Origin of the sequence: Streptoverticillium reticulum (assembly GCF_047456005.1) — a bacterium.
Classification (GTDB): domain Bacteria; phylum Actinomycetota; class Actinomycetes; order Streptomycetales; family Streptomycetaceae; genus Streptomyces; species Streptomyces reticulum.
This window is the reverse complement of record NZ_CP179755.1, coordinates 2,836,732-2,856,239: the sequence shown is the minus strand read 5'-3', so window position 1 is coordinate 2,856,239 and position 19,508 is coordinate 2,836,732. Positions and strand designations below refer to the sequence as shown.

General features: G+C 71.6%; 19 protein-coding genes and 2 tRNA genes. 15 read left to right on the top strand and 6 right to left on the bottom strand.

Going from position 1 to position 19,508, the window contains the following annotated elements:
- Positions 1–35: 35 nt before the first annotated feature.
- Genes ACMATS_RS12705 through ACMATS_RS12690 form a run of 4 tightly spaced genes read left to right on the top strand, consistent with a single transcriptional unit; the run spans position 36 to position 2,850 of the window.
- Positions 36–512, top strand: coding sequence for a roadblock/LC7 domain-containing protein (locus tag ACMATS_RS12705; RefSeq protein ID WP_414170706.1), 477 nt, complete (start codon positions 36–38; stop codon positions 510–512).
- Between the two features lie 14 nt (positions 513–526).
- Complete coding sequence (locus ACMATS_RS12700; protein ID WP_390776804.1) at positions 527–931, top strand: DUF742 domain-containing protein; 405 nt, start codon at positions 527–529, stop codon at positions 929–931.
- Positions 912–1,547, top strand: coding sequence for a GTP-binding protein (locus ACMATS_RS12695; protein WP_390776542.1), 636 nt, complete (start codon positions 912–914; stop codon positions 1,545–1,547). The genes ACMATS_RS12700 and ACMATS_RS12695 overlap by 20 nt, the downstream gene beginning before the upstream one ends.
- Position 1,548: 1 nt before the next feature.
- The gene (locus tag ACMATS_RS12690; RefSeq protein WP_390776543.1) at positions 1,549–2,850 is read left to right on the top strand and encodes a styrene monooxygenase/indole monooxygenase family protein; all 1,302 of its coding nucleotides are present in this window, start codon (positions 1,549–1,551) and stop codon (positions 2,848–2,850) included.
- A 48-nt stretch (positions 2,851–2,898) separates the two neighbouring features.
- On the opposite strand, the gene ACMATS_RS12685 is transcribed toward ACMATS_RS12690, so the two are convergent.
- The 4 genes from ACMATS_RS12685 to ACMATS_RS12670 all read right to left on the bottom strand — a co-directional run bounded on the left by ACMATS_RS12685 (position 2,899) and on the right by ACMATS_RS12670 (position 6,071).
- Entirely contained in the window at positions 2,899–3,969 is a 1,071-nt protein-coding gene (locus ACMATS_RS12685) for a C40 family peptidase (RefSeq protein ID WP_391151576.1), read from the bottom strand.
- Positions 3,970–4,157: 188 nt separating this feature from the next.
- Entirely contained in the window at positions 4,158–4,379 is a 222-nt protein-coding gene (locus ACMATS_RS12680; protein WP_414167953.1) for a hypothetical protein, read from the bottom strand.
- Between the two features lie 10 nt (positions 4,380–4,389).
- Positions 4,390–5,112, bottom strand: coding sequence for a TetR/AcrR family transcriptional regulator (locus ACMATS_RS12675; protein WP_414167952.1), 723 nt, complete (start codon positions 5,110–5,112; stop codon positions 4,390–4,392).
- Positions 5,113–5,129: 17 nt separating this feature from the next.
- On the bottom strand, positions 5,130–6,071 hold the full coding sequence (locus tag ACMATS_RS12670; RefSeq protein ID WP_390776547.1) for an AurF N-oxygenase family protein: 942 nt from the start codon (positions 6,069–6,071) through the stop codon (positions 5,130–5,132).
- A 124-nt stretch (positions 6,072–6,195) separates the two neighbouring features.
- On the opposite strand from ACMATS_RS12670, the gene ACMATS_RS12665 reads away from it, so the two are divergent.
- Both ACMATS_RS12665 and ACMATS_RS12660 read left to right on the top strand, forming a co-directional pair.
- Positions 6,196–7,281 carry a ferritin-like domain-containing protein gene (locus ACMATS_RS12665; RefSeq protein WP_414167951.1) on the top strand — a complete coding sequence of 362 codons (1,086 nt, stop codon included), beginning with the start codon at positions 6,196–6,198 and terminating at the stop codon, positions 7,279–7,281.
- A gap of 148 nt (positions 7,282–7,429) precedes the next feature.
- A complete protein-coding gene (locus ACMATS_RS12660) occupies positions 7,430–8,281 on the top strand; it encodes a polysaccharide deacetylase family protein (RefSeq protein ID WP_414167950.1) in 852 nt (283 codons plus the stop codon).
- 68 nt (positions 8,282–8,349) lie between these two features.
- Here the strand turns inward: ACMATS_RS12660 and ACMATS_RS12655 are convergent.
- Positions 8,350–8,422, bottom strand: a tRNA-Arg gene (locus ACMATS_RS12655).
- Between the two features lie 59 nt (positions 8,423–8,481).
- Positions 8,482–8,553: transfer RNA gene (locus tag ACMATS_RS12650), tRNA-Arg, on the bottom strand.
- A gap of 166 nt (positions 8,554–8,719) precedes the next feature.
- Between ACMATS_RS12650 and ACMATS_RS12645 the strand changes: the two genes are divergently transcribed.
- From ACMATS_RS12645 to rpmE, 9 genes are all read left to right on the top strand, one after another.
- A complete protein-coding gene (locus tag ACMATS_RS12645) occupies positions 8,720–9,154 on the top strand; it encodes a response regulator (protein ID WP_414167949.1) in 435 nt (144 codons plus the stop codon).
- Between the two features lie 119 nt (positions 9,155–9,273).
- Positions 9,274–10,104 carry an ArgS-related anticodon-binding protein NrtL gene (nrtL, locus tag ACMATS_RS12640; protein ID WP_414167948.1) on the top strand — a complete coding sequence of 277 codons (831 nt, stop codon included), beginning with the start codon at positions 9,274–9,276 and terminating at the stop codon, positions 10,102–10,104.
- Between the two features lie 14 nt (positions 10,105–10,118).
- Entirely contained in the window at positions 10,119–11,510 is a 1,392-nt protein-coding gene (lysA, locus tag ACMATS_RS12635; protein WP_414167947.1) for a diaminopimelate decarboxylase, read from the top strand.
- 95 nt (positions 11,511–11,605) lie between these two features.
- On the top strand, positions 11,606–12,898 hold the full coding sequence (locus ACMATS_RS12630; RefSeq protein WP_390776553.1) for a homoserine dehydrogenase: 1,293 nt from the start codon (positions 11,606–11,608) through the stop codon (positions 12,896–12,898).
- Positions 12,899–12,906: 8 nt separating this feature from the next.
- Positions 12,907–13,998, top strand: a complete 1,092-nt coding sequence (gene thrC / locus ACMATS_RS12625; protein ID WP_336413558.1) for a threonine synthase — start codon at positions 12,907–12,909, stop codon at positions 13,996–13,998.
- A 323-nt stretch (positions 13,999–14,321) separates the two neighbouring features.
- The gene (gene thrB / locus ACMATS_RS12620) at positions 14,322–15,236 is read left to right on the top strand and encodes a homoserine kinase (RefSeq protein WP_414167946.1); all 915 of its coding nucleotides are present in this window, start codon (positions 14,322–14,324) and stop codon (positions 15,234–15,236) included.
- Between the two features lie 416 nt (positions 15,237–15,652).
- Positions 15,653–17,629 carry a transcription termination factor Rho gene (gene rho / locus ACMATS_RS12615; protein WP_414167945.1) on the top strand — a complete coding sequence of 659 codons (1,977 nt, stop codon included), beginning with the start codon at positions 15,653–15,655 and terminating at the stop codon, positions 17,627–17,629.
- Positions 17,630–17,933: 304 nt separating this feature from the next.
- Positions 17,934–19,052, top strand: a complete 1,119-nt coding sequence (locus ACMATS_RS12610) for an LCP family protein (RefSeq protein ID WP_414167944.1) — start codon at positions 17,934–17,936, stop codon at positions 19,050–19,052.
- Positions 19,053–19,196: 144 nt separating this feature from the next.
- Entirely contained in the window at positions 19,197–19,421 is a 225-nt protein-coding gene (gene rpmE / locus ACMATS_RS12605) for a 50S ribosomal protein L31 (protein WP_414167943.1), read from the top strand.
- Positions 19,422–19,508: the final 87 nt, after the last annotated feature.

The window sequence follows — 19,508 nt, the reverse complement described above, 5'->3', positions numbered from 1 at the left end:
CCCAGGGGGCGACGCCCGTCACCCCCGTCGGCACCATGGACACCACGCTCGGGGGACTGAGCAGCGAAGCCCGCAATCTGCACTGGCTGCTGACCGATCTGGTCGAGGAGGTCGCGGGCGTGCTGTCCGTCGCCGTCGTCTCCTCGGACGGGCTGCTGTTGCTCTCCTCCCACCAGGAACGGCAGCCGGCCGCGGGGCCGGACCGGGAGGAGGGCCCGCGCGGCTCCACCGCCGACCTGGCCACCATCGTCGCCGGGCTGGGCAGCCTGACCACGGGGGCGGCGACGCTGATGGACGGCGGCCTGGTCAAGCAGACCATGGTCGCCATGGACCACGGCAGCCTGTTCGTGATGACCATCAGCGACGGCTCGCTGCTGGGCGTCCACACCGCCCCCGACTGCGACATGAGCGTCGTCGCCTACCACATGGCGCTCTTCGTGGGCCGGGCCGGCCACGTGCTCACCCCCGAACTCCGGCGGGAGCTGCGCCGGTCGGCGGAGGCGGTCAGGTGACTGCCGCACCGGTCATCTCCGCCGTCGGCCCGGTCGCCCGCGCGGCCGCGCCGGACCGGGGAACGGCGCGCGTCCGCCCGTACTCGCTCACCGGCGGACGCACCCGCTTCGGCCACGTGCTGCTCGTGGAGACCTTCGTGGCAGCCTCGGCCGACCCCGACGAGGAGCCCGCACCGGCCCCCGGCGGGCTGGCCGCCCGGGTGATGCCCGAGGTCCGCGCCATCGTCGGGCTGTGCCGGAGACTGCGCTCGGTCGCCGAGGTCTCCGCACTGCTGAAGATGCCGCTGGGCGTGGTGCGGGTGCTCCTCGGCGACCTCGCAGACCAGGGAAGGATCCGCGTCTACGGCACCGGTGACGCCACCGGACGGCCCGACCGCGCGTTGCTCGAAAGGGTGCAGAGTGGACTACGCAGGCTCTGACACGACAACGGGACCCGAAGCGGACCACCAGGGCCCGCGGAGCTGGCAGACCGACCGCTCCCGGGCCCCCGCCGTCACCAAGATCGTCATCGCGGGCGGCTTCGGCGTCGGCAAGACCACCTTCGTCGGCTCCGTCTCGGAGATCACCCCGCTGCGCACCGAGGCCGTCATGACGGAGGCGGGCGAGGCCGTGGACGACTTCGAGGCCGTCCCCGACAAGGGCACCACCACCGTCGCCATGGACTTCGGGCGCATCACGCTCGAATCCGACCTGGTGCTCTACCTGTTCGGCACCCCCGGCCAGAAACGGTTCTGGTTCATGTGGGACGACCTGGTGCGCGGGGCCATCGGGGCGGTGGTGATGGTCGACACCCGGCGCCTGGAGGACTGCTTCCCCGCCCTCGACTACTTCGAGAGCGGCGGGCTGCCCTACATCGTCGCCGTCAACCACTTCGAGGGCACGGCCCGTTACGAGCCCGAAGTGGTGCGCGAGGCGCTGTCCCTGCCCGCACAGGTGCCGGTGCTGGTGATGGACGCCCGCAAGCGGATCACCGTCGTCGACACCCTGCTCACCCTCGTGGGCAGGGCCCTGGAAATCACCCCCGGACGTCACTGACATGCGCCGGATCCTCATAGTCGGAGCCGGCCAGGCCGGCCTCCAACTCGCCCTGGGACTCCAGGGACGGGGCTACGACGTGACGCTGATGTCGCACCGCTCGCCCGACGAGATCCGCTCCGGCCGCGTCATGTCCACCCAGGTGATGTTCCACACGGCCCTGCAGCACGAGCGCGGCCTCGGCCTCCACTTCTGGGAGGACCGGGCCCCGCGCATCGAGGGCCTCGGCGTCTCCATGGCCGGCACGGTGGCCGGCCGGCCCGGGGTCCGGCGCGTGGTCGACTGGGCCGGCCGGCTGGACCGCTGCGCCCAGTCCGTCGACCAGCGGCTGAAGATGGCGGGCTGGCTGGAGACCTTCGCCGAGCGCGGCGGCCGGGTCGTCGTGCACGGCGTCGCCGTCTCCGACCTCGACTTCCTGGCCCACCGCTACGACCTGGTGCTGATCGCGGCCGGCAAGGGCGAACTCGCCTCGCTCTTCGCCCGCGACCCCGCCCGCTCCCCGTACACCGCACCGCAGCGCTGCCTCGCGCTCGCCTACGTCCACGGCCTGGGCCCGCGCCCGGAACACCCCGAGTACGACGCCGTCCGCTGCAACCTCGTGCCCGGCGTCGGCGAGCTGTGGGTGATCCCCGCGCTCACCGCCTCCGGCCGCGCCGACATCCTCTTCTGGGAGGGCGTCCCCGGCGGCCCGCTGGACGTCTTCCGCCGGGCCGAGGGCCCGGGCGAGCACCTGGCCCGGACACTGGAGCTGATGGAGCGGTTCACGCCGTGGGAGTACGGGCGCGCCACGGCCGTCGAACTCACCGACGCGCAGGCCACGTTGGCCGGCCGCTACACCCCCGCCGTGCGCGAGCCGGTGGGCCTGCTGCCCTCGGGGGTGCCGGTGCTCGGCGCGGGGGACGCCGTCGTGATCAACGATCCGGTCGCGGCGCAGGGCGCCAACTCGGCGGCCAAGTGCGCCGCCGTCTACCTCGCCGCGATCACGGAGCGCGGCGACGCACCGTTCGACGCGGCGTGGATGCGGGCGACGTTCGCCCGCTGGTGGGCGGGGGCGCGGTATGCCACGAAGTGGACGAACGCGATGCTGGCGCCGCTTCCGGTCCATGTCCGGGACCTTTTCGGCGCAGCCGCCGGCCTCCAGCCGGTCGCTGACCGCTTCGCGAACGGGTTCGACGATCCGGCGGATTTCGACGAGTGGTTCTATGACGCGGCCAGGGCCGGGGAGTTTGTCGCTCGGGTGCGGGCCGGTTGTGGCTTGTCGCGCCCACGCGGCGGAGCCGTTGGGGGTACCTCCCAGCGGTAGCTGGGGGAGTTGCAGCCCCGCGCCCCTGACGGGGCACGGGGCGGTGAGTCAGCTACCGGTCGGCGGTTCGTACGACGCCAGCGAGGCCTGCCCCGAATCCGGACGTACCGCCCCCAGCAACGGATTCCCCGCCACCGGCGAGATCTTCACCCGGTCGCCGGTCCGGGGTGCCTGTATCACCATGCCGTTGCCGATGTAGAGCGCGACGTGCGTGGCGCCCTCGAAGTACAACACCAGGTCGCCCGGCCGCAGTTCGTTCAGCGGCACCCTGGGCAGGGACGCCCACTGCTCCTGGCTGGTGCGCGGTATCGCATCGCCCGCGTGGGCCCAGGCCTGGGAGGTGAGACCGGAGCAGTCGAAGGACTCGGGGCCCTCGGCGCCCCACAGGTACGGCTTGCCCAGCTGCCGGTACGCGAAGTCGATCGCCTTGGCGCCCGCCGCGGACGGGGCGCGGGAGCCGATCAGGGGAGCGGAGGCGAGGAACCGGCGCTGGGCGTCGTCCGCCTGGCCGGCCTCCAGGCGCTGGAGCTCGGCGAGCTGTGCGCCGTTGAGGGAGGAGAGCAGCCGCTCGACGTCGGAGAGGTGCTTCTGCACGGTGTCGCGCTGCTGCTTCTGCGTGGCGGCCAGGGTCTGCTGCACGTTGAGGGCGTCGCGGGCCTCCGAGGCGAGCGTGGCGGAGCGCTTCTCGCCGGCCGTCAGCCGGTCGACGGTGACGGCCCGGCGGTCGGCGGCCCGGTGCCACTGGTGGCTCTGGTCGAGGGCCTGCTGCGGGTCGCCGCTGAGGAGGAACGTCACGTACGGGGAGAGCGGGCTCGCGGTGCCGCGGTACTGCTCGCGGGCGAGCCGGCCCGCGGCGTCCCGGCTCGCGGTGAGCGCGATCCGGGTCTCGGCGAGGTCCTCGTTGAGCTTGTCGACCTTGGCTCTCTGCTTCTTCAGCTTCTCCTCGGTGGCGTTGTACGCCTCGGAGGCCTCCTCGGTCTTCTGGTACAGCGACCGGAGCTGGGCGAGGAGAGCGCTGACCGGCTGCGTGGGCGGCGGCGCCGGGGCTGCGGAGGCGGGCGGTGCGAGGGCGGTGGCGGTCGCGCCGGCGGCCAGCGCGATGATGCAGATGGAACGCACGAACCGTCCTGACACGGGCTCACCTCCGGTATCGGGCAGCATGATCGTGCCCCCGGGAGGATCGTGCCATGCGCGGTGCGATTAATCGCAATCGTGTGGGTGAGTGCCTCGCGGGCCCGGTCCGTCGGCTGCGGGCGCGTCGTGGCTGGTCGCGCAGTTCCCCGCGCCCCTTACGGGGCGCGCCCCCACTACCCCTCGTACACGTACTTCCAGCCCTTGGGCAGCCCCAGCCGCCGCGTAGTGGCAGCCGGTACCCGCCGGTACACGAGCACCGTCGGCGCCCCGCCGTCCTCGCCGGCCGGCACGGGGATCCGGTACACCTTGGGCGGCAACCCGTTGAGCCCGACCAGCACCGGCAGCACCCGCCCGTCCATGGGCCCGCCCTCGAAGGGCGTCTTCTCGCTTCTCACGCCCCCAGTCTCACAGCAAGTGCCCCGCACCCTCGAACAGCGGCACCGCGCGCCTGGCCAGCCGCCCGGCCGCGCCCTCGGCCGGCTCCCCGGCGAAGGCGGCGCGAGCGACCTCCGCCGCCTGGGCGTCGCTCGCCGCGGTCGCCGTCAGCAGGGCCACGAAATGGTCCACGAGCCAGTCGCGGAGCTCGTCCCGCGGCGGTTGTTTCTCCTCGTCCAGCCAGATCAGCGACGCCGCCTCGACGGCCGTGATCCAGGTCCGCACCATCATGCGCAGCCGCGGCCCGGGTTCCGGTACGGACAGGTGCTTGAGGATCTGGGCGGCGGCCGCCCTGCGGACCCCGTCCACGATGGCGCCGGTGCGGGAGGTCCCGACGACGCTGCCGCCCTGCAGCAGGGCGCTGAAGCCCGCGTCGTGCTCGTCGACGAACCCCAGGTAGCGGTCGAGCGCGGCTCCGAGGCGGTGCGTGAGGGGGCCCGACTGGGGCTCGGCGAAGCACAGTTCGAGGTCGTCGGCGGCGCTGCGCAGGGCGGCCTCGTACAACTGCTGCTTGCCGCCCGGGAAGTAGCGGTACACCAGCGGCCGGGAGACCTCGGCGGCGGCCGCGACGTCGTCCAGCGAGACCTCCTCCGGGGCGCGGTGGGCGAAGAGCCCGAGCGCGGCGGCGATCAGCTGTGCCCGGCGCTCGGCGACGCCCAGCCTGCGGTAGGTGGTGCGGACGGCCCCGGTCATGCCCCGCAGGGTACCCGTCAGGCCAGCAGGCCCGAGCTCTTCCACAGCCTCCGGCCGGTGCCGCGCAGCACGCCGATCTCGTCGAGGAAGTCGGTCAGCCGTTTCGCGCCCGCCTGCATCACCTCGCGCCGGTGGCCGCTGGCCCGCACCTGGGCGACGGCCTCGCGGCGGTCGAGGCCCACGTTGGTGTAGACGGCGGGGTTCACGAAGGCGAACGCGAAGATGCGCGCGGCCTCGCCCGAGCTGACGCGGGTCAGCGCGGCTTCCCAGCGCGGCGCGCTGACCATCTGGCGCCGCAACTCCTCGCGGGCGTACCGCACATGGCGGGCCTCCTCGATGACGTGGATGCGGGTGACGCCGCGCACCAGGGTCTGCACCCGCTCGTCGGGGAAGGTCAGCCGCTGCATGTGGTCGAGGATCTCCTCGCCCAGCAGGGTCATGGCGAACGCACCCGGTGTGGTGGTGATCGTCTTGGCCACGCGGCCGAGTGCGTGGTGCAGTCCGGAGACCGGGTAGGCGGGGGCGCCGCCCTTCTGGATCATGCGGGCGAACATCTTGGAGTGCCGGCACTCGTCGGCGATCTCGGTGAGCGCGTAGCGCACGTGGGCGCTGGTGAGCGGCTTGTCGTAGATGTGCCGGACCAGCAGCTGCATCAGGATGATCTCGAACCAGATGCCCAGCGAGGCGAGTGCCGCGGCCTCGTGCCGGGCGAGTTCCCTGCGCTGTTCCTCCGGCATCCGCCGCCACAGCGGGGTGCCGTAGAGCGAGAGCAGCTCGGGGGGCCAGTACCACTTGCCGTCCTCGGGCGGTGCGTCCCAGTCGAGTTCGGCGTCGGGGTCGAAGGAGTGCCGTGCGGAGGACTCCAGCAGGCGCTGCGCGACCCGTTCGCGGTCCCTGAGCGGGCCGAGGGCGTCGTGGGGGAGCCGGTCGGGCCGGGGGCGGCCGGGCGCGGTGGTCATGGCCGATGCCTCCTCATCTGCGGGCCGTCCGGGGTACGTTGGGAGTTACCGACGGTCACAGGCTTATGAGACTGCTTGTCAGCAAGGGGAGTCAATCCCCGCGACGGCACAGGAGGCCGCGACGATGACGACGCCCGCCCGCCCCGACGGCACCGCCTGGGAGGTCCCGGCGACCGGGGCCGCCCGCTTCAGCTGGGACTACGACGACGGGCGCGAACGCCTGCTGGCCCTCTACCAGAAGGGCAAGGACAAGCAGTGGGACGCCGTCACGCGCATCGACTGGGAGCAGGAGGTCGACCCGTACGACCCGCTGGGCGTCCCCGACGCCAACCTGCCGGTGTACGGCAGCCGTTACTGGGACCGCATGAGCGCGGCCGACCGCCGTGCCCTCCGCCACCACTACGCCTCCTGGCAGTTCAGCCAGTTCCTGCACGGCGAGCAGGGGGCGCTGGTGTGCGCCGCCCGCATCGTGGAGTCCGTGCCCGACCTGGACGCGAAGTTCTACTCCGCCACCCAGGCCATGGACGAGGCCCGGCACGTGGAGATCTACAGCCGGTTCCTGCGCGAGAAGATCGGGATGATCTACCCCGTCAACCCCAGTCTGCAGGCCCTGCTGGACGACACCCTGCGCGACTCCCGCTGGGACATGCCCTACCTGGGCATGCAGGTCCTCATCGAGGGCCTGGCCCTCGCCGCCTTCGGCCTGCTGCGGGACGTGACGGACAAGCCGCTGCCCAGGCAGATCCTCGCCTATGTGATGCAGGACGAGGCCCGGCACGTCGCCTTCGGCCGCATGGCGCTGCGCGACCACTACCGGCAGCTGACGGACGCGGAGCGGCGCGAGCGCGAGGAGTTCGTGATCGAGGGCTGCCTGCTGATGCGCGACCGGCTGCGCGGCGACGAGGTGCTGACGGACTTCGGGGTGCCCGCGGCCGACGCGGTGGAACTGAGCGAGCGGTCGGAGTACCTGCAGATGTTCCGCAGACTGCTGTTCAGCCGCATCGTGCCCTGTGTGAAGGACATCGGCCTGTGGGGCGAACGGCTGCAGCAGGCCTACGTCGACATGGGCGTCTTCGAGATGGGCGACGGGAACCTCGACCTCCTCATGGCCCAGGACGAGGAGATCGCCGAACAGATCGACGCACAACGGTTCGCCCGGGAGGAGGCGGCCCGTACGGCGGAGGTCGCCGAGACGATCGCGAACGGATAACAAAGTCGGGGTAATTGGGGATGATTCATGGGCGGGGTGCCGGTTCTGCCGCCATCCTGTGAGCGAGGGCGTGCGGGGGAACGTCCTGCGGTAAGCCGCCGTCTACGAGCAGGAGAAAGCAGACGGGCGCTCCAGGGGGAGGCTGCTCATGGCTCGAACGACCGGCAGGAATCGGTACATCGCCATAGTGGCGGTGTCCGTCGTGGCGCTCAGCGGAGTGATAACGGGATCCTTGGCCAAGGCCACCGAGTACGCACGAGCCGCTCCCGCCGCCGCCCCGGAGGGGGCGGCCCCGGTCCCCCGGGACCCGGACCCCGCGGCTCCGCGGGAGCTGACTCCCGAGCCCGTGGCGACGCCCACCGGCTCGGCCTCCGCCGCGCCCGGCGACGGCCCGGTGGCCTCGTCGATCACGCACGACACCGAGGCCGGCGGCAGGTCCGTGAGCATCACGGTCGACGACGGGCCCGACCCCGTCTGGACCCCCAAGGTGCTGGCCCTGCTGAAGAAGTACGACGTCAAAGCCGTCTTCTGCATGATCGGCCCGGAGGCGAGGGCCCACCCGGACCTGGTCCGCAAGGTGCTCGCCGACGGCCACCGCCTCTGCGACCACTCCGTCGACCACAACACGGCCATGGACCAGCGCTCCGAGTCCTACCAGGAGCAACAGGTCCTCGACGCCCAGCAGATGATCGAGAAGGCGGCGGGCGACGGCGTGCCGATCCACTACTACCGGGCCCCCGGCGGCGCCTTCACCCCCTACAGCCGCGGCCTGGCGGCCCAGCACGGCATGCGCCCGCTCGGCTGGAGCGTCGACACCCGCGACTGGGAACGCCCCGGCGTCGACCACATCGTCAAGGCGATCGAGCAGGGCCTGACCGACGGCCCGATCGTCCTCGTCCACGACGGCGGCGGCGACCGCGGGCAGACGGTCGCCGCACTGGAACAGACGATTCCGTGGCTGAAGGAGCACGGGTACGTGTTCAGCTTCCCGAAGATCTGACCCCCGGCACCGAGGTGAAGAACGCCGAAGGCCCGCTCCGAGTGATCGGAACGGGCCTTGGCCTCATGTGCGCTCGGCAGGATTCGAACCTGCAACCTCTTGATCCGTAGTCAAGTGCTCTATCCGTTAAGCTACGAGCGCTTATGTACCGCAGGAGACCGTGAGGTCTGATGCGGATTCTTTTCGCACCTCATGCGAGGTGCCCCCGGCAGGATTCGAACCTGCGCACACGGCTCCGGAGGCCGTTGCTCTATCCCCTGAGCTACGGGGGCTTGTCTTGCTTGTCGTCCGCTCGCTCGCGGCGACAGGTAGAACATTAGCAGCTCCGGAGGGGTGCCCCGCAACGAGTGATCGTCCGCGGCCGGCGGGCTCGCCCGCAGGGGGGTGGAAGTGGGGAAAACCCGGACGCAGCGTGGGGGGCGCGCCTACTCTCGGGGTGTGCCTGGCTTGTCCGGCCGGGTCCTTGTTGTGGACGACAACAGGGTCATCCGGCAGTTGATCAGGGTCAACCTGGAGCTGGAGGGCTTCGAGGTGGTGACCGCGGCCGACGGTGCCGAGTGCCTGGAGATCGTGCACCGGGTGCGGCCCGACGTGGTGACCCTGGACGTCGTGATGCCCCGGCTCGACGGACTGCTCACCGCCGCCCGGCTGCGGGCCGACCCGCGCACCCGGGACATACCCGTGGCCATCATCAGCGCCTGCACCCGCTGGGAGCAGGAGAGCGGGCGGTCCGCGGGGGTGGATGCGTTCCTGGCCAAACCCTTCGAGCCCGCGGAGATGGTCCGCCTCGTCCGAGGCCTGGCAGGGCACCGCGCAGCGGCGGCCGAGGCGGTGGCCCCGCCGGACGCGGGCACGACGAGGTGCGGTGCGTGATCGCGCCCCGAAGGGGCGCGGGGCGGTTACATGTGCGGCTCCGCCGCGTGGGCGCGACCAGCCACAAGCAACCCGCAGTTGCAGAACCGCGCCCCCAGCGGAGCGCATAGGCTTGCCCTGTGACCCCCGCCGATGTCTCCCGCACCGTGCTGCACACCGTGCGCTGCGCCGTCGAGGTCGACGAGCTGCGCGCCGCCGTGCCGTCGCGGGTCACCGTGCGCGTTCCGCCCCGCCCGGACTGCGGCGACTACGCCACCAACATCGCGCTGCGGCTCGCGAAGGACAGCGGCCGACCCGCCCGCGAAGTGGCCGAGATCCTGCGCCGCCGGCTCGCCGCGGAGCCCGGCATCGCCCGGGTGGACATCGCCGAACCGGGCTTCCTCAACATCACGCTGGCGAGCGCCCCCCAGGCGCGCATCGTCCGCAGCCTGCTCCGGGCCGAAGCCCCCGGCGAGCCGCCGGCCCTGCCGCCGCTCCCGCCGGACCTCCTCGCCCGTCTCGGCCCCGACGCCGCCCGCTGGAGCCTGCTCTCCCCGCCTGGCCTCGACCGCGACCTGCTCCTCGTGCAGCGCGAGAGCAATCCCCTCTTCCGTGTCCGGTACGCCCACGCCCGTACCGCCGCCCTGCTGCGCAACGCCCGTGACCTCGGCTTCGGGCCGGAGCTCGCGGACGATGCCGCGGAGCTCGCCGACGGCGCCGGGCCGCTGTTCGCCGCCCTCGCCGACCACCCCCGCATCGCCGCCGCCCGCGACGCAGCCCGGCTCGCCCGGCACCTCGAGCGGCTCGCCGAAGCCTTCCTGCGGTGGCAGGCCGACTGCCCGGTGCTGCCGCTCGGGGAGGAGAAACCCTCGGCCGTCCACCGAGCCCGCCTGGCCGTCGCCGAGGCCACGGGCAAGGTGCTGGCCGACGGCCTCCACCAGCTCGGCGTCACCGCACCTGCACACCTCTGAGGAGATTCAGAGTCATGAGCCGTTCCGCCCACCCCGCCGGTCCCCGCTACGCCGACGTCCTTCCGGAGGGCCACTACACGGCGCCCCCGGCCGACCTCAACGTGCTCGACGCGCACGTGTGGTCCCGGACGGTCACCCGCGACGCGGACGGCGTCGTCACCGTCGCCGGTCTCAAGGCCACGGCGCTCGCCGAGGAGTTCGGCACCCCGGCCTACTTCCTCGACGAGGAGGACTTCCGCGCCCGCTGCCGCGCCTGGCGCGACGCCTTCGGCACGGAGGCCGACGTCTTCTACGCCGGCAAGGCCTTCCTCTCCCGCGCCATCGTGCGCTGGATCCACGAGGAGAACCTCAACCTCGACGTCTGCTCCAGCGGCGAGCTGCTCACCGCCCTCGACGCCGGAATGCCCGCCGAGCGCATCGCGCTGCACGGCAACAACAAGTCCACCGAGGAGATCACCCGCGCCGTGGAGGCCGGCGTCGGGCGGATCGTGCTCGACTCCTTCCAGGAGATCGCGCGCGTCGCGCACATCGCCGAGCGGCTCGGCAAGCGGCAGCGCGTGCTGATCCGGGTGACGGTCGGCGTCGAGGCGCACACGCACGAGTTCATCGCCACCGCCCACGAGGACCAGAAGTTCGGGCTCGCACTGGGCGGCGGGCAGGCCGCCGAGGCCGTGCGCCGGGCGCTCAAGCTCGACGGGCTGGAACTGCTCGGCATCCACTCGCACATCGGCTCGCAGATCTTCGACACCTCCGGCTTCGAGGTCGCCGCCCACCGCGTCGTCGGCCTGCTGCGGCAGATCCGCGACGAACACGGCGTCGAACTGCCCGAGATCGACCTCGGCGGCGGCCTCGGCATCGCCTACACCGCCGAGGACGACCCGCGCGAGCCGCACGAGATCGCCACCGCGCTGCGCGAGATCGTCACCCGCGAGTGCCGGGCCGCCGGGCTCACCGTGCCGCGGCTGTCCGTCGAGCCGGGCCGCGCGATCGTCGGCCCGACGGCCTTCACGCTGTACGAGGTGGGCACGGTCAAGGAACTGCCGGGCCTGCGCACCTACGTCAGCGTGGACGGCGGCATGTCCGACAACATCCGCACCGCGCTCTACGACGCCGAGTACAGCGTGGCGCTGGCGTCCCGCGCCTCCACCGCCGAGCCGATGCTCGCGCGCGTGGTCGGCAAGCACTGCGAGTCCGGTGACATCGTCGTGCGCGACGCCTTCCTGCCCGCCGACACGGCCCCCGGCGACCTGCTCGCCGTCCCGGCCACCGGCGCGTACTGCCGCTCGATGGCGAGCAACTACAACCATGCGCTGCGTCCGCCGGTCGTCGCGGTGAAGGACGGTGCGGCGCGGGTGATCGTCCGGCGCGAGACGGAAGAAGACCTTCTGCGTCTCGATGTCGGCTGAGGTCGAAAGAGATCTCGAATAGTGGACGGGGTCCGAAAAGCCCCGTCCAGTGAGTGAGACTGGTGCTACCGAAGATGAGCGAGAAACGAGGTCGGATGATGCGTACGCGTCCGCTGAAAGTGGCGCTGCTGGGCTGTGGAGTGGTCGGCTCCGAGGTGGCGCGCATCATGACGACGCACGCGGACGACCTCGCCGCCCGTATCGGTGCGCCGGTCGAGCTGGCCGGCATCGCCGTGCGCCGCCCGGACCGGGTCCGGGCGGGGGTCCCCGCGGAGCTCGTCACCACCGACGCCACCGCGCTGGTCAAACGCGGCGACATCGACGTGGTCGTCGAGGTCATCGGCGGCATCGAGCCCGCCCGCACGCTGATCACCACGGCCTTCGAGCACGGCGCGAGCGTCGTCTCCGCCAACAAGGCGCTGCTCGCCCAGGGCGGCGCGGAACTGCACGCGGCCGCCGAGACGCACGGCACCGACCTCTACTACGAGGCCGCCGTGGCCGGCGCCATCCCGCTGATCCGCCCGCTGCGCGAGTCCCTCGCGGGCGACAAGGTCAACCGCGTGCTGGGCATCGTGAACGGCACGACCAACTTCATCCTCGACAAGATGGACACGAGCGGCGCCGGTTATTCCGAGGCGCTCGACGAGGCCACCGCCCTCGGTTACGCCGAGGCGGACCCGACCGCCGACGTCGAGGGCTTCGACGCGGCCGCCAAGGCCGCGATCCTGGCCGGCATCGCCTTCCACACCCGCGTCCGCCTCGACGACGTGCACCGCGAGGGCATGACGGAGGTCACGTCCGCGGACTTCGCCTCCGCGAAGCGGATGGGCTGCACCATCAAGCTGCTGGCCATCTGCGAGCGCGCCGAGGACGGGAAGTCGGTCACCGCCCGCGTGCACCCGGCCATGATTCCGCTCAGCCACCCGCTCGCCTCCGTCCGCGAGGCGTACAACGCGGTGTTCGTCGAGGCCGAGGCGGCCGGCCAGCTGATGTTCTACGGGCCCGGCGCGGGCGGTTCGCCGACCGCCTCCGCGGTCCTCGGCGACCTCGTCGCCGTCTGCCGCAACAAGGTCGCCGAGACCACCGGCCCCGGCGAGTCCGCCTACACCCGGCTGCCCGTGAGCCCCATGGGCGAGGTCGTCACGCGCTACCACATCAGCCTCGACGTGGCCGACAAGCCCGGCGTCCTGGCCCAGGTCGCCACCGTCTTCGCCGAGCACGGCGTGTCCATCGACACGGTCCGTCAGCAGGGCAAGGACGGCGAGGCGTCCCTCGTCGTGGTCACCCACCGCGCCGCCGACGCCGCCCTGCAGGCGACCGTCGAGGCGCTGCGCAAGCTGGACACGGTCCGCGATGTCGCGAGCATCATGCGGGTTGAAGGGGAGTAACGAGAACAATGTCCGGTAACAGCAACTCCCGCGGTTCCGCGGGCACTCACCAGTGGCGCGGCATCATCGAGGAGTACCGCGACCGCCTTCCGGTCACGGACAGCACCCCGGTGGTGACCCTGCGCGAGGGTGGCACGCCGCTCGTCCCGGCGCAGGTCCTCTCCGAGCGCACCGGCTGTGAGGTGCACCTCAAGGTCGAGGGCGCCAACCCCACCGGTTCCTTCAAGGACCGCGGGATGACGATGGCCATCACGCGTGCCAAGGAGGAGGGCGCGCAGGCCGTCATCTGCGCCTCCACCGGCAACACCTCGGCGTCCGCGGCCGCTTACGCGGTGCGCGCCGGCATGGTGTGCGCCGTGCTGGTCCCGCAGGGCAAGATCGCGCTCGGCAAGATGGGCCAGGCGCTGGTGCACGGCGCCCGCATCCTCCAGGTCGACGGCAACTTCGACGACTGCCTGACGCTGGCCCGTTCGCTCTCCGACAACTACCCGGTGGCGCTGGTCAACTCGGTCAACCCGGTGCGCATCGAGGGCCAGAAGACCGCGGCCTTCGAAATCGTCGACGCCCTCGGCGACGCCCCCGACATCCACGTCCTCCCGGTGGGCAACGCGGGCAACATCACCGCCTATTGGAAGGGCTACCGCGAGTACGCCGCCGACGCGGTGTCCACGCACAACCCCCGGATGTGGGGATTCCAGGCCTCCGGTTCGGCGCCGATCGTGCGCGGCGAGCCGGTGAAGGACCCGCACACCATCGCCACCGCCATCCGCATCGGCAACCCCGCCTCCTGGCAGTTCGCCGAGCAGGCGCGGGACGAGTCCGGCGGCCTCATCGACGAGGTGACCGACCGCCAGATCCTGGCCGCCTACCGCCTGTTGGCCTCCCAGGAGGGCGTCTTCGTCGAGCCCGCCTCGGCGGCGAGCGTGGCCGGCCTCCTCAAGGCGGCCGAACAGGGCCTCGTCGACCCGGGCCAGCGCATCGTCTGCACGGTCACGGGCAACGGCCTGAAGGACCCGGACTGGGCCGTTGCGGGTGCCCCGCAGCCGGTCACCGTTCCGGTGGACGCCAACGCGGCTGCGCAGCAGCTCGGGTTGGGGTAAGAGGTGTTCCCGGGGGCTCCGCCCCCGGGTCCCCGGGTCCGACGGCTGCGGGCCGTCGGCGGCCGGCCGCGCAGTTCCCCGCGCCCCTTACGGGGCGCACCACCCCGCCAAACCGGGGCAAACCCCCATAAACCAGGCACGCCGCAGGCGAAACGCATCGTGCGCCTCCCGTGCGCCCTATGTCGCCACAGAACCTTCCTTCGATAGGCTGTGCTCACTCCGCCCCGTCGCAGACCGCTGCCGCCCCCACGCGGCATCGCCGTCACGGCCCTTGCGGTAGTCGCACGCCCTGCCAAGGCCACACCAAGGAGAGTCATCGAGCGATGGCCGGTCCCGCCTTCCGCGCCGCCGCCGTCCGAGTGCGCACCCCCGCCACCAGCGCAAACCTCGGTCCCGGCTTCGACGCCCTCGGCCTGTCCCTGGGCCTCTACGACGATGTCGTGGTCCGGGTGGCGGAATCAGGGCTGCACATCGACATCGCCGGAGAGGGCGCCGAGACCCTCCCGCGCGACGAGAGTCATCTGCTCGTACGGTCCCTGCGCACCACTTTCGACCTGCTGGGCGGCCAGCCCCGCGGCCTGGAGGTCGTCTGCGCCAACCGGATTCCGCACGGGCGGGGCCTGGGCTCCTCCTCGGCGGCGATCTGCGCGGGCATCGTGGCCGCCCGCGCGGTGACCATAGGCGGCGACGCCCGGCTCGACGACGCGGCGATGCTGGAGCTGGCCACCGAGATCGAGGGTCATCCGGACAATGTCGCGGCCTGTCTGCTCGGCGGATTCACCCTGGCCTGGATGGAGTCGGGAGTGGCCCGTGCCGTGCGGATGGACCCTGCGGATTCCATCGTTCCGGTGGTCTTCGTGCCGGCGAACCCGGTGCTGACCGAAACCGCACGGGGGCTGCTGCCGCGCACCGTCCCCCATGTGGACGCCGCGGCCAACGCGGGCCGTGCCGCACTGCTCGTCGAGGCCCTGACCAAGCGTCCCGAGCTGCTGCTGCCGGCCACCGAGGACCGGCTTCACCAGGAATACCGCACTCCGGCCATGCCGGAGAGCATCGCCCTGGTCAACCGACTGCGTGCGGACGGGGTCGCCGCAGTCATCTCCGGTGCGGGCCCGACGGTGCTCGCGCTGGTCGAGAACGGTGCGGCCGACAAGGTCGCACGGCTGGCGGGCGAGGGATGGGCGGCCAATCGGCTGTCCCTCGACGCCGGGGGGACGAGCGTGCTGCCGCTCGCTTGACCTGTGCGTTCCGGGGAGGGGCCCCGGGGCCACGAAAAACGCGGTTGCCGGTCTTGGAGAGGGGGAATGTTTGTGGGATCCGGTAGTGTTAACCTCAAGTCTGCACCCGAAGTCACATCGGCTCGGTGCTCTGTGTCCCGATCAGGGACCGCTTTTCTTCCGGGAGCCTCCCAAACTGCCTGAGCAGCCTGCCTGAGCAGATTCGAGCACGCTCCGGAATCGGCGTGGGCGACATGAGTGAAGTTGGTCGTCTTGTCTTCACTGATTTCTTCACGCCGGAACCAATGAACTGATTCTTCCGCCGTACCGGCGGACCACCGCCCCGGCACGGTCCGCACATCAGGACCGCAGCCGGACAGCACAACCGGTCGCCGAGCCAAGACAGGCCGACGCCCGCTCCAGGGAAGGACCCCTTCGTGAGCGACACCACCGATCTGATGGGCGTGAATGCCTCCGCGCCCGCCACGGACGCTCCCGCCGCGTCTGCCACCGGTGCCACCACCGCCCCCAGGCGGCGCCGCTCGGGCACGGGCCTCGACGCCATGGTCCTGGCCGAGCTCCAGCAGCTCGCCTCCAGCCTCGGCATCAAGGGCACCGCGCGGATGCGCAAAGGCCAGCTGATCGAGGTCATCAAGGAGAAGCAGGCCGGCGGCAGTGCCGCGGCGCCCGCCAAGACCGCCAAGACCGAGGCCGACGCAGCAGCCGAGAAGCCGAAGCGCCGTACGACCTCCCGTGCCCGTACCGGTGACGCGGAGAAGCCCGCCGAGAAGGCCGCTGCCCAGCAGCAGATCGAGATTCCGGGTCAGCCCGGCGGCGACGAGGCCCCGGCCGGCGAGCGCCGCCGTCGGCGCGCCACCGCGCCCGCCGGCAGCCCGGAGCAGGCCGAGCAGGCCGCCGGCGGCGAGGACCGCGCCGAGGCCAAGGAGGCCAAGGCCGAGGCGGCGCTGGACAGCGCCGAGGGCAAGGCCGCCAAGGGCGGCGAGCGCCAGGAGCGCGGCGAGCGCGCCGAGCGCGGCCAGAAGGGCGAGCGCCGGGAGCGCGGTCAGCGCGACCGCGACCGCCGCGGCAACCGCGACGGCGAGGCCGGCCAGCAGGGCGGCCAGGGGCGTCAGCAGCGGGACAACCGTCCGCAGCAGCAGGAGGACGACGACTTCGACGGTGGCCGTCGTGGCCGTCGCGGCCGCTACCGCGACCGTCGTGGCCGTCGCGGCCGCGAGGACTTCGGCAACGAGCCGCAGGTCGCCGAGGACGACGTCCTGATCCCCGTCGCGGGCATCCTGGACATCCTTGACAACTACGCCTTCATTCGTACGTCCGGCTACCTGCCGGGCCCGAACGACGTCTACGTCTCCCTCGCCCAGGTCCGCAAGAACGGCCTGCGCAAGGGTGACCACGTCACGGGTGCGGTCCGCCAGCCCAAGGACGGCGAGCGGCGCGAGAAGTTCAACGCCCTCGTCCGCCTCGACTCGGTGAACGGCATGGCGCCCGAAACCGGCCGCGGCCGCCCCGAGTTCGGCAAGCTCACCCCGCTCTACCCGCAGGACCGGATGCGGCTGGAGACGGACCCGGGCGTGCTGACGACCCGCATCATCGACCTGGTCGCGCCCATCGGCAAGGGCCAGCGCGGTCTGATCGTGGCCCCGCCGAAGACCGGCAAGACCATGATCATGCAGGCGATCGCCAACGCGATCACCACCAACAACCCCGAGTGCCACCTGATGGTCGTCCTGGTCGACGAGCGTCCGGAAGAGGTCACCGACATGCAGCGGTCGGTCAAGGGCGAGGTCATCTCCTCGACCTTCGACCGCCCGGCCGAGGACCACACCACCGTCGCCGAGCTGGCCATCGAGCGCGCCAAGCGCCTCGTGGAGCTGGGTCACGACGTGGTCGTCCTGCTGGACTCGATCACCCGTCTGGGCCGTGCCTACAACCTGGCCGCCCCGGCCTCGGGCCGCATCCTGTCCGGTGGTGTCGACTCGACCGCGCTCTACCCGCCGAAGAAGTTCTTCGGTGCCGCGCGCAACATCGAGGACGGCGGCTCGCTGACCATCCTGGCCACCGCGCTGGTCGAGACCGGCTCGCGGATGGACGAGGTGATCTTCGAGGAGTTCAAGGGCACCGGCAACATGGAGCTCAAGCTCGACCGGAAGCTCTCGGACAAGCGCATCTTCCCCGCGGTGGACGTGGACGCCTCCAGCACCCGCAAGGAGGAGATCCTGCTGGGCGGCGAGGAGCTGTCGATCGTCTGGAAGCTCCGCCGGGTGCTGCACGCGCTCGACTCGCAGCAGGCCATCGAGCTGCTCCTCGACAAGATGAAGCAGACGAAGTCCAACGCCGAGTTCCTGATGCAGATCGCCAAGACCACGCCCGCCCCGGGCAACGGCAACGACTGATCTGCCGCGCAGCACCGCAGCGCATTCCGGGCCCCCGCCACACGCCGTGGCGGGGGCCCGGCCCTTTTGTGATCTCTCCGTGACCTTTTGAGACATCCGCCACAGGAGCACCAGCGGCAAACGGGCGGCAGCAATCCCGCCAATCTGGCCGAAACCGCAGGTGACAGGGGGTGGTGGCGGCCCTCTGGGCGGGGGAGTGGCCTCCGGTTTTCTTAGAAACCCCTCAGAACCCGTTGTGCAACCCTGGCGCATGCTTCCCCGTCTGAATGGGGCAGCCGGACCAGCACGAAGGACTGAGGAGCGCATGGCCGACGAGAGCAGGAGCACGAGGGCGGGATCGGGCCGCCGCCGTGCCGGCGGGAAGCGCGGCCGGCGACGCAAGCCCCCGGAGCGCAAGAAGGGCTGGCGAATAGCCGGCTGGACCACCGCCGCCGTGCTGCTGGTGGGTGGTTCCGGGCTCGGCTTCGCCTACTTCAAGCTCAACGGCAACATCAACGGCGTCGACATCAACGCCGCGCTCGGCAAGAACCGCCCGGCCAACATCGACAACGGCTCGCAGGACATCCTGGTCCTCGGCTCCGACTCCCGGGCCGGCGCCAACAGCGAGTACGGCCGGGACGAGGGCAGCGCCCGCTCCGACACGGCGATGATCGTCCACATCTACGCGGGCCACAAGAAGGCCAGCGTGGTCAGCATCCCGCGGGACCTGATGGTTCCCCGGCCCGCGTGCAAGACGCCCGGCGGCAAGACCGCCCCCGCCACCCAGCGGGCGCAGTTCAACGAGGCCTACTCGGTGGGCGGCGCGCCCTGTGCCGTCGCGACCGTCGAGGCCATGACGAACATCCGCATGGACCACTACATGGAGGTCGACTTCGCCGGCTTCCAGAAGCTGATCGACCAGCTCGGCGGCGTCGAGGTCACCACCACCAAGCCCATCCACGACAAGTACAGCCACCTCGACCTGGACGCGGGCACCCACAAGCTGGGCGGCGAGCAGGCGCTCGGCCTCGTCCGCACCCGGCACGGCGTCGGCGACGGCAGCGACCTGGGCCGGATCAAGGTCCAGCAGGCCTTCGTCAAGGCGCTGATCAAGCAGGTGAAGTCCATCGGCCTGTTCACCAGCCCCACCAAGCTCTACGGGATCGCCGACACCGCCACCAAGGCGCTGACCACCGACTCCGAGCTTGCCTCCGTGGACAAGCTGCTGGGCTTCGCCGAGGGCCTCAAGGGCATCGGCGCCGACGACATGCACATGGTGACGCTGCCGGTGGGCACCGACCCCCTCGACAGCAACCGGGTGGCCCCCATGAAGGCCGCCTCCCAGCAGGTCTGGGACGCGCTCCGGGAGGACAAGGAGATCCCCGAGGCCGCCCTCAAGGACGGCGCGGGCACCAAGACGGAAGCCGACGACGCGGTGAAGTAGCGGCCGGGGGCCCCGGGAATACCGGGGCCCCACCCCCCGTTTTGGGGGATGCGGCCAGTACTGGCAAACTGGTACGTCGGCCCCGGTTCACGTAAGGCAATCCCGCCTCTACGACCCGGTGCCCTCCCGAACCTAGGAGAACCCTTGAAGCGCGACATCCACCCGGAGTACGTGGAGACCCAGGTCAGCTGCACCTGCGGCGCCTCCTTCACCACCCGTAGCACGATCGCGGCCGGCGCCATCCGTGCCGAGGTCTGCTCCGAGTGCCACCCGTTCTACACGGGCAAGCAGAAGATCCTCGACACCGGTGGCCGTGTGGCGCGGTTCGAGGCCCGCTTCGGCAAGAACGCCGGGTCGGCCAAGAAGTAGCGACCCGCAGGCGCCGGTTCACGGTCGCCCTTCGCGTGCGAGGGGTGACCGGACCGGCGCTTTCGCGTCCAGCAGGCCCCTCCCCCA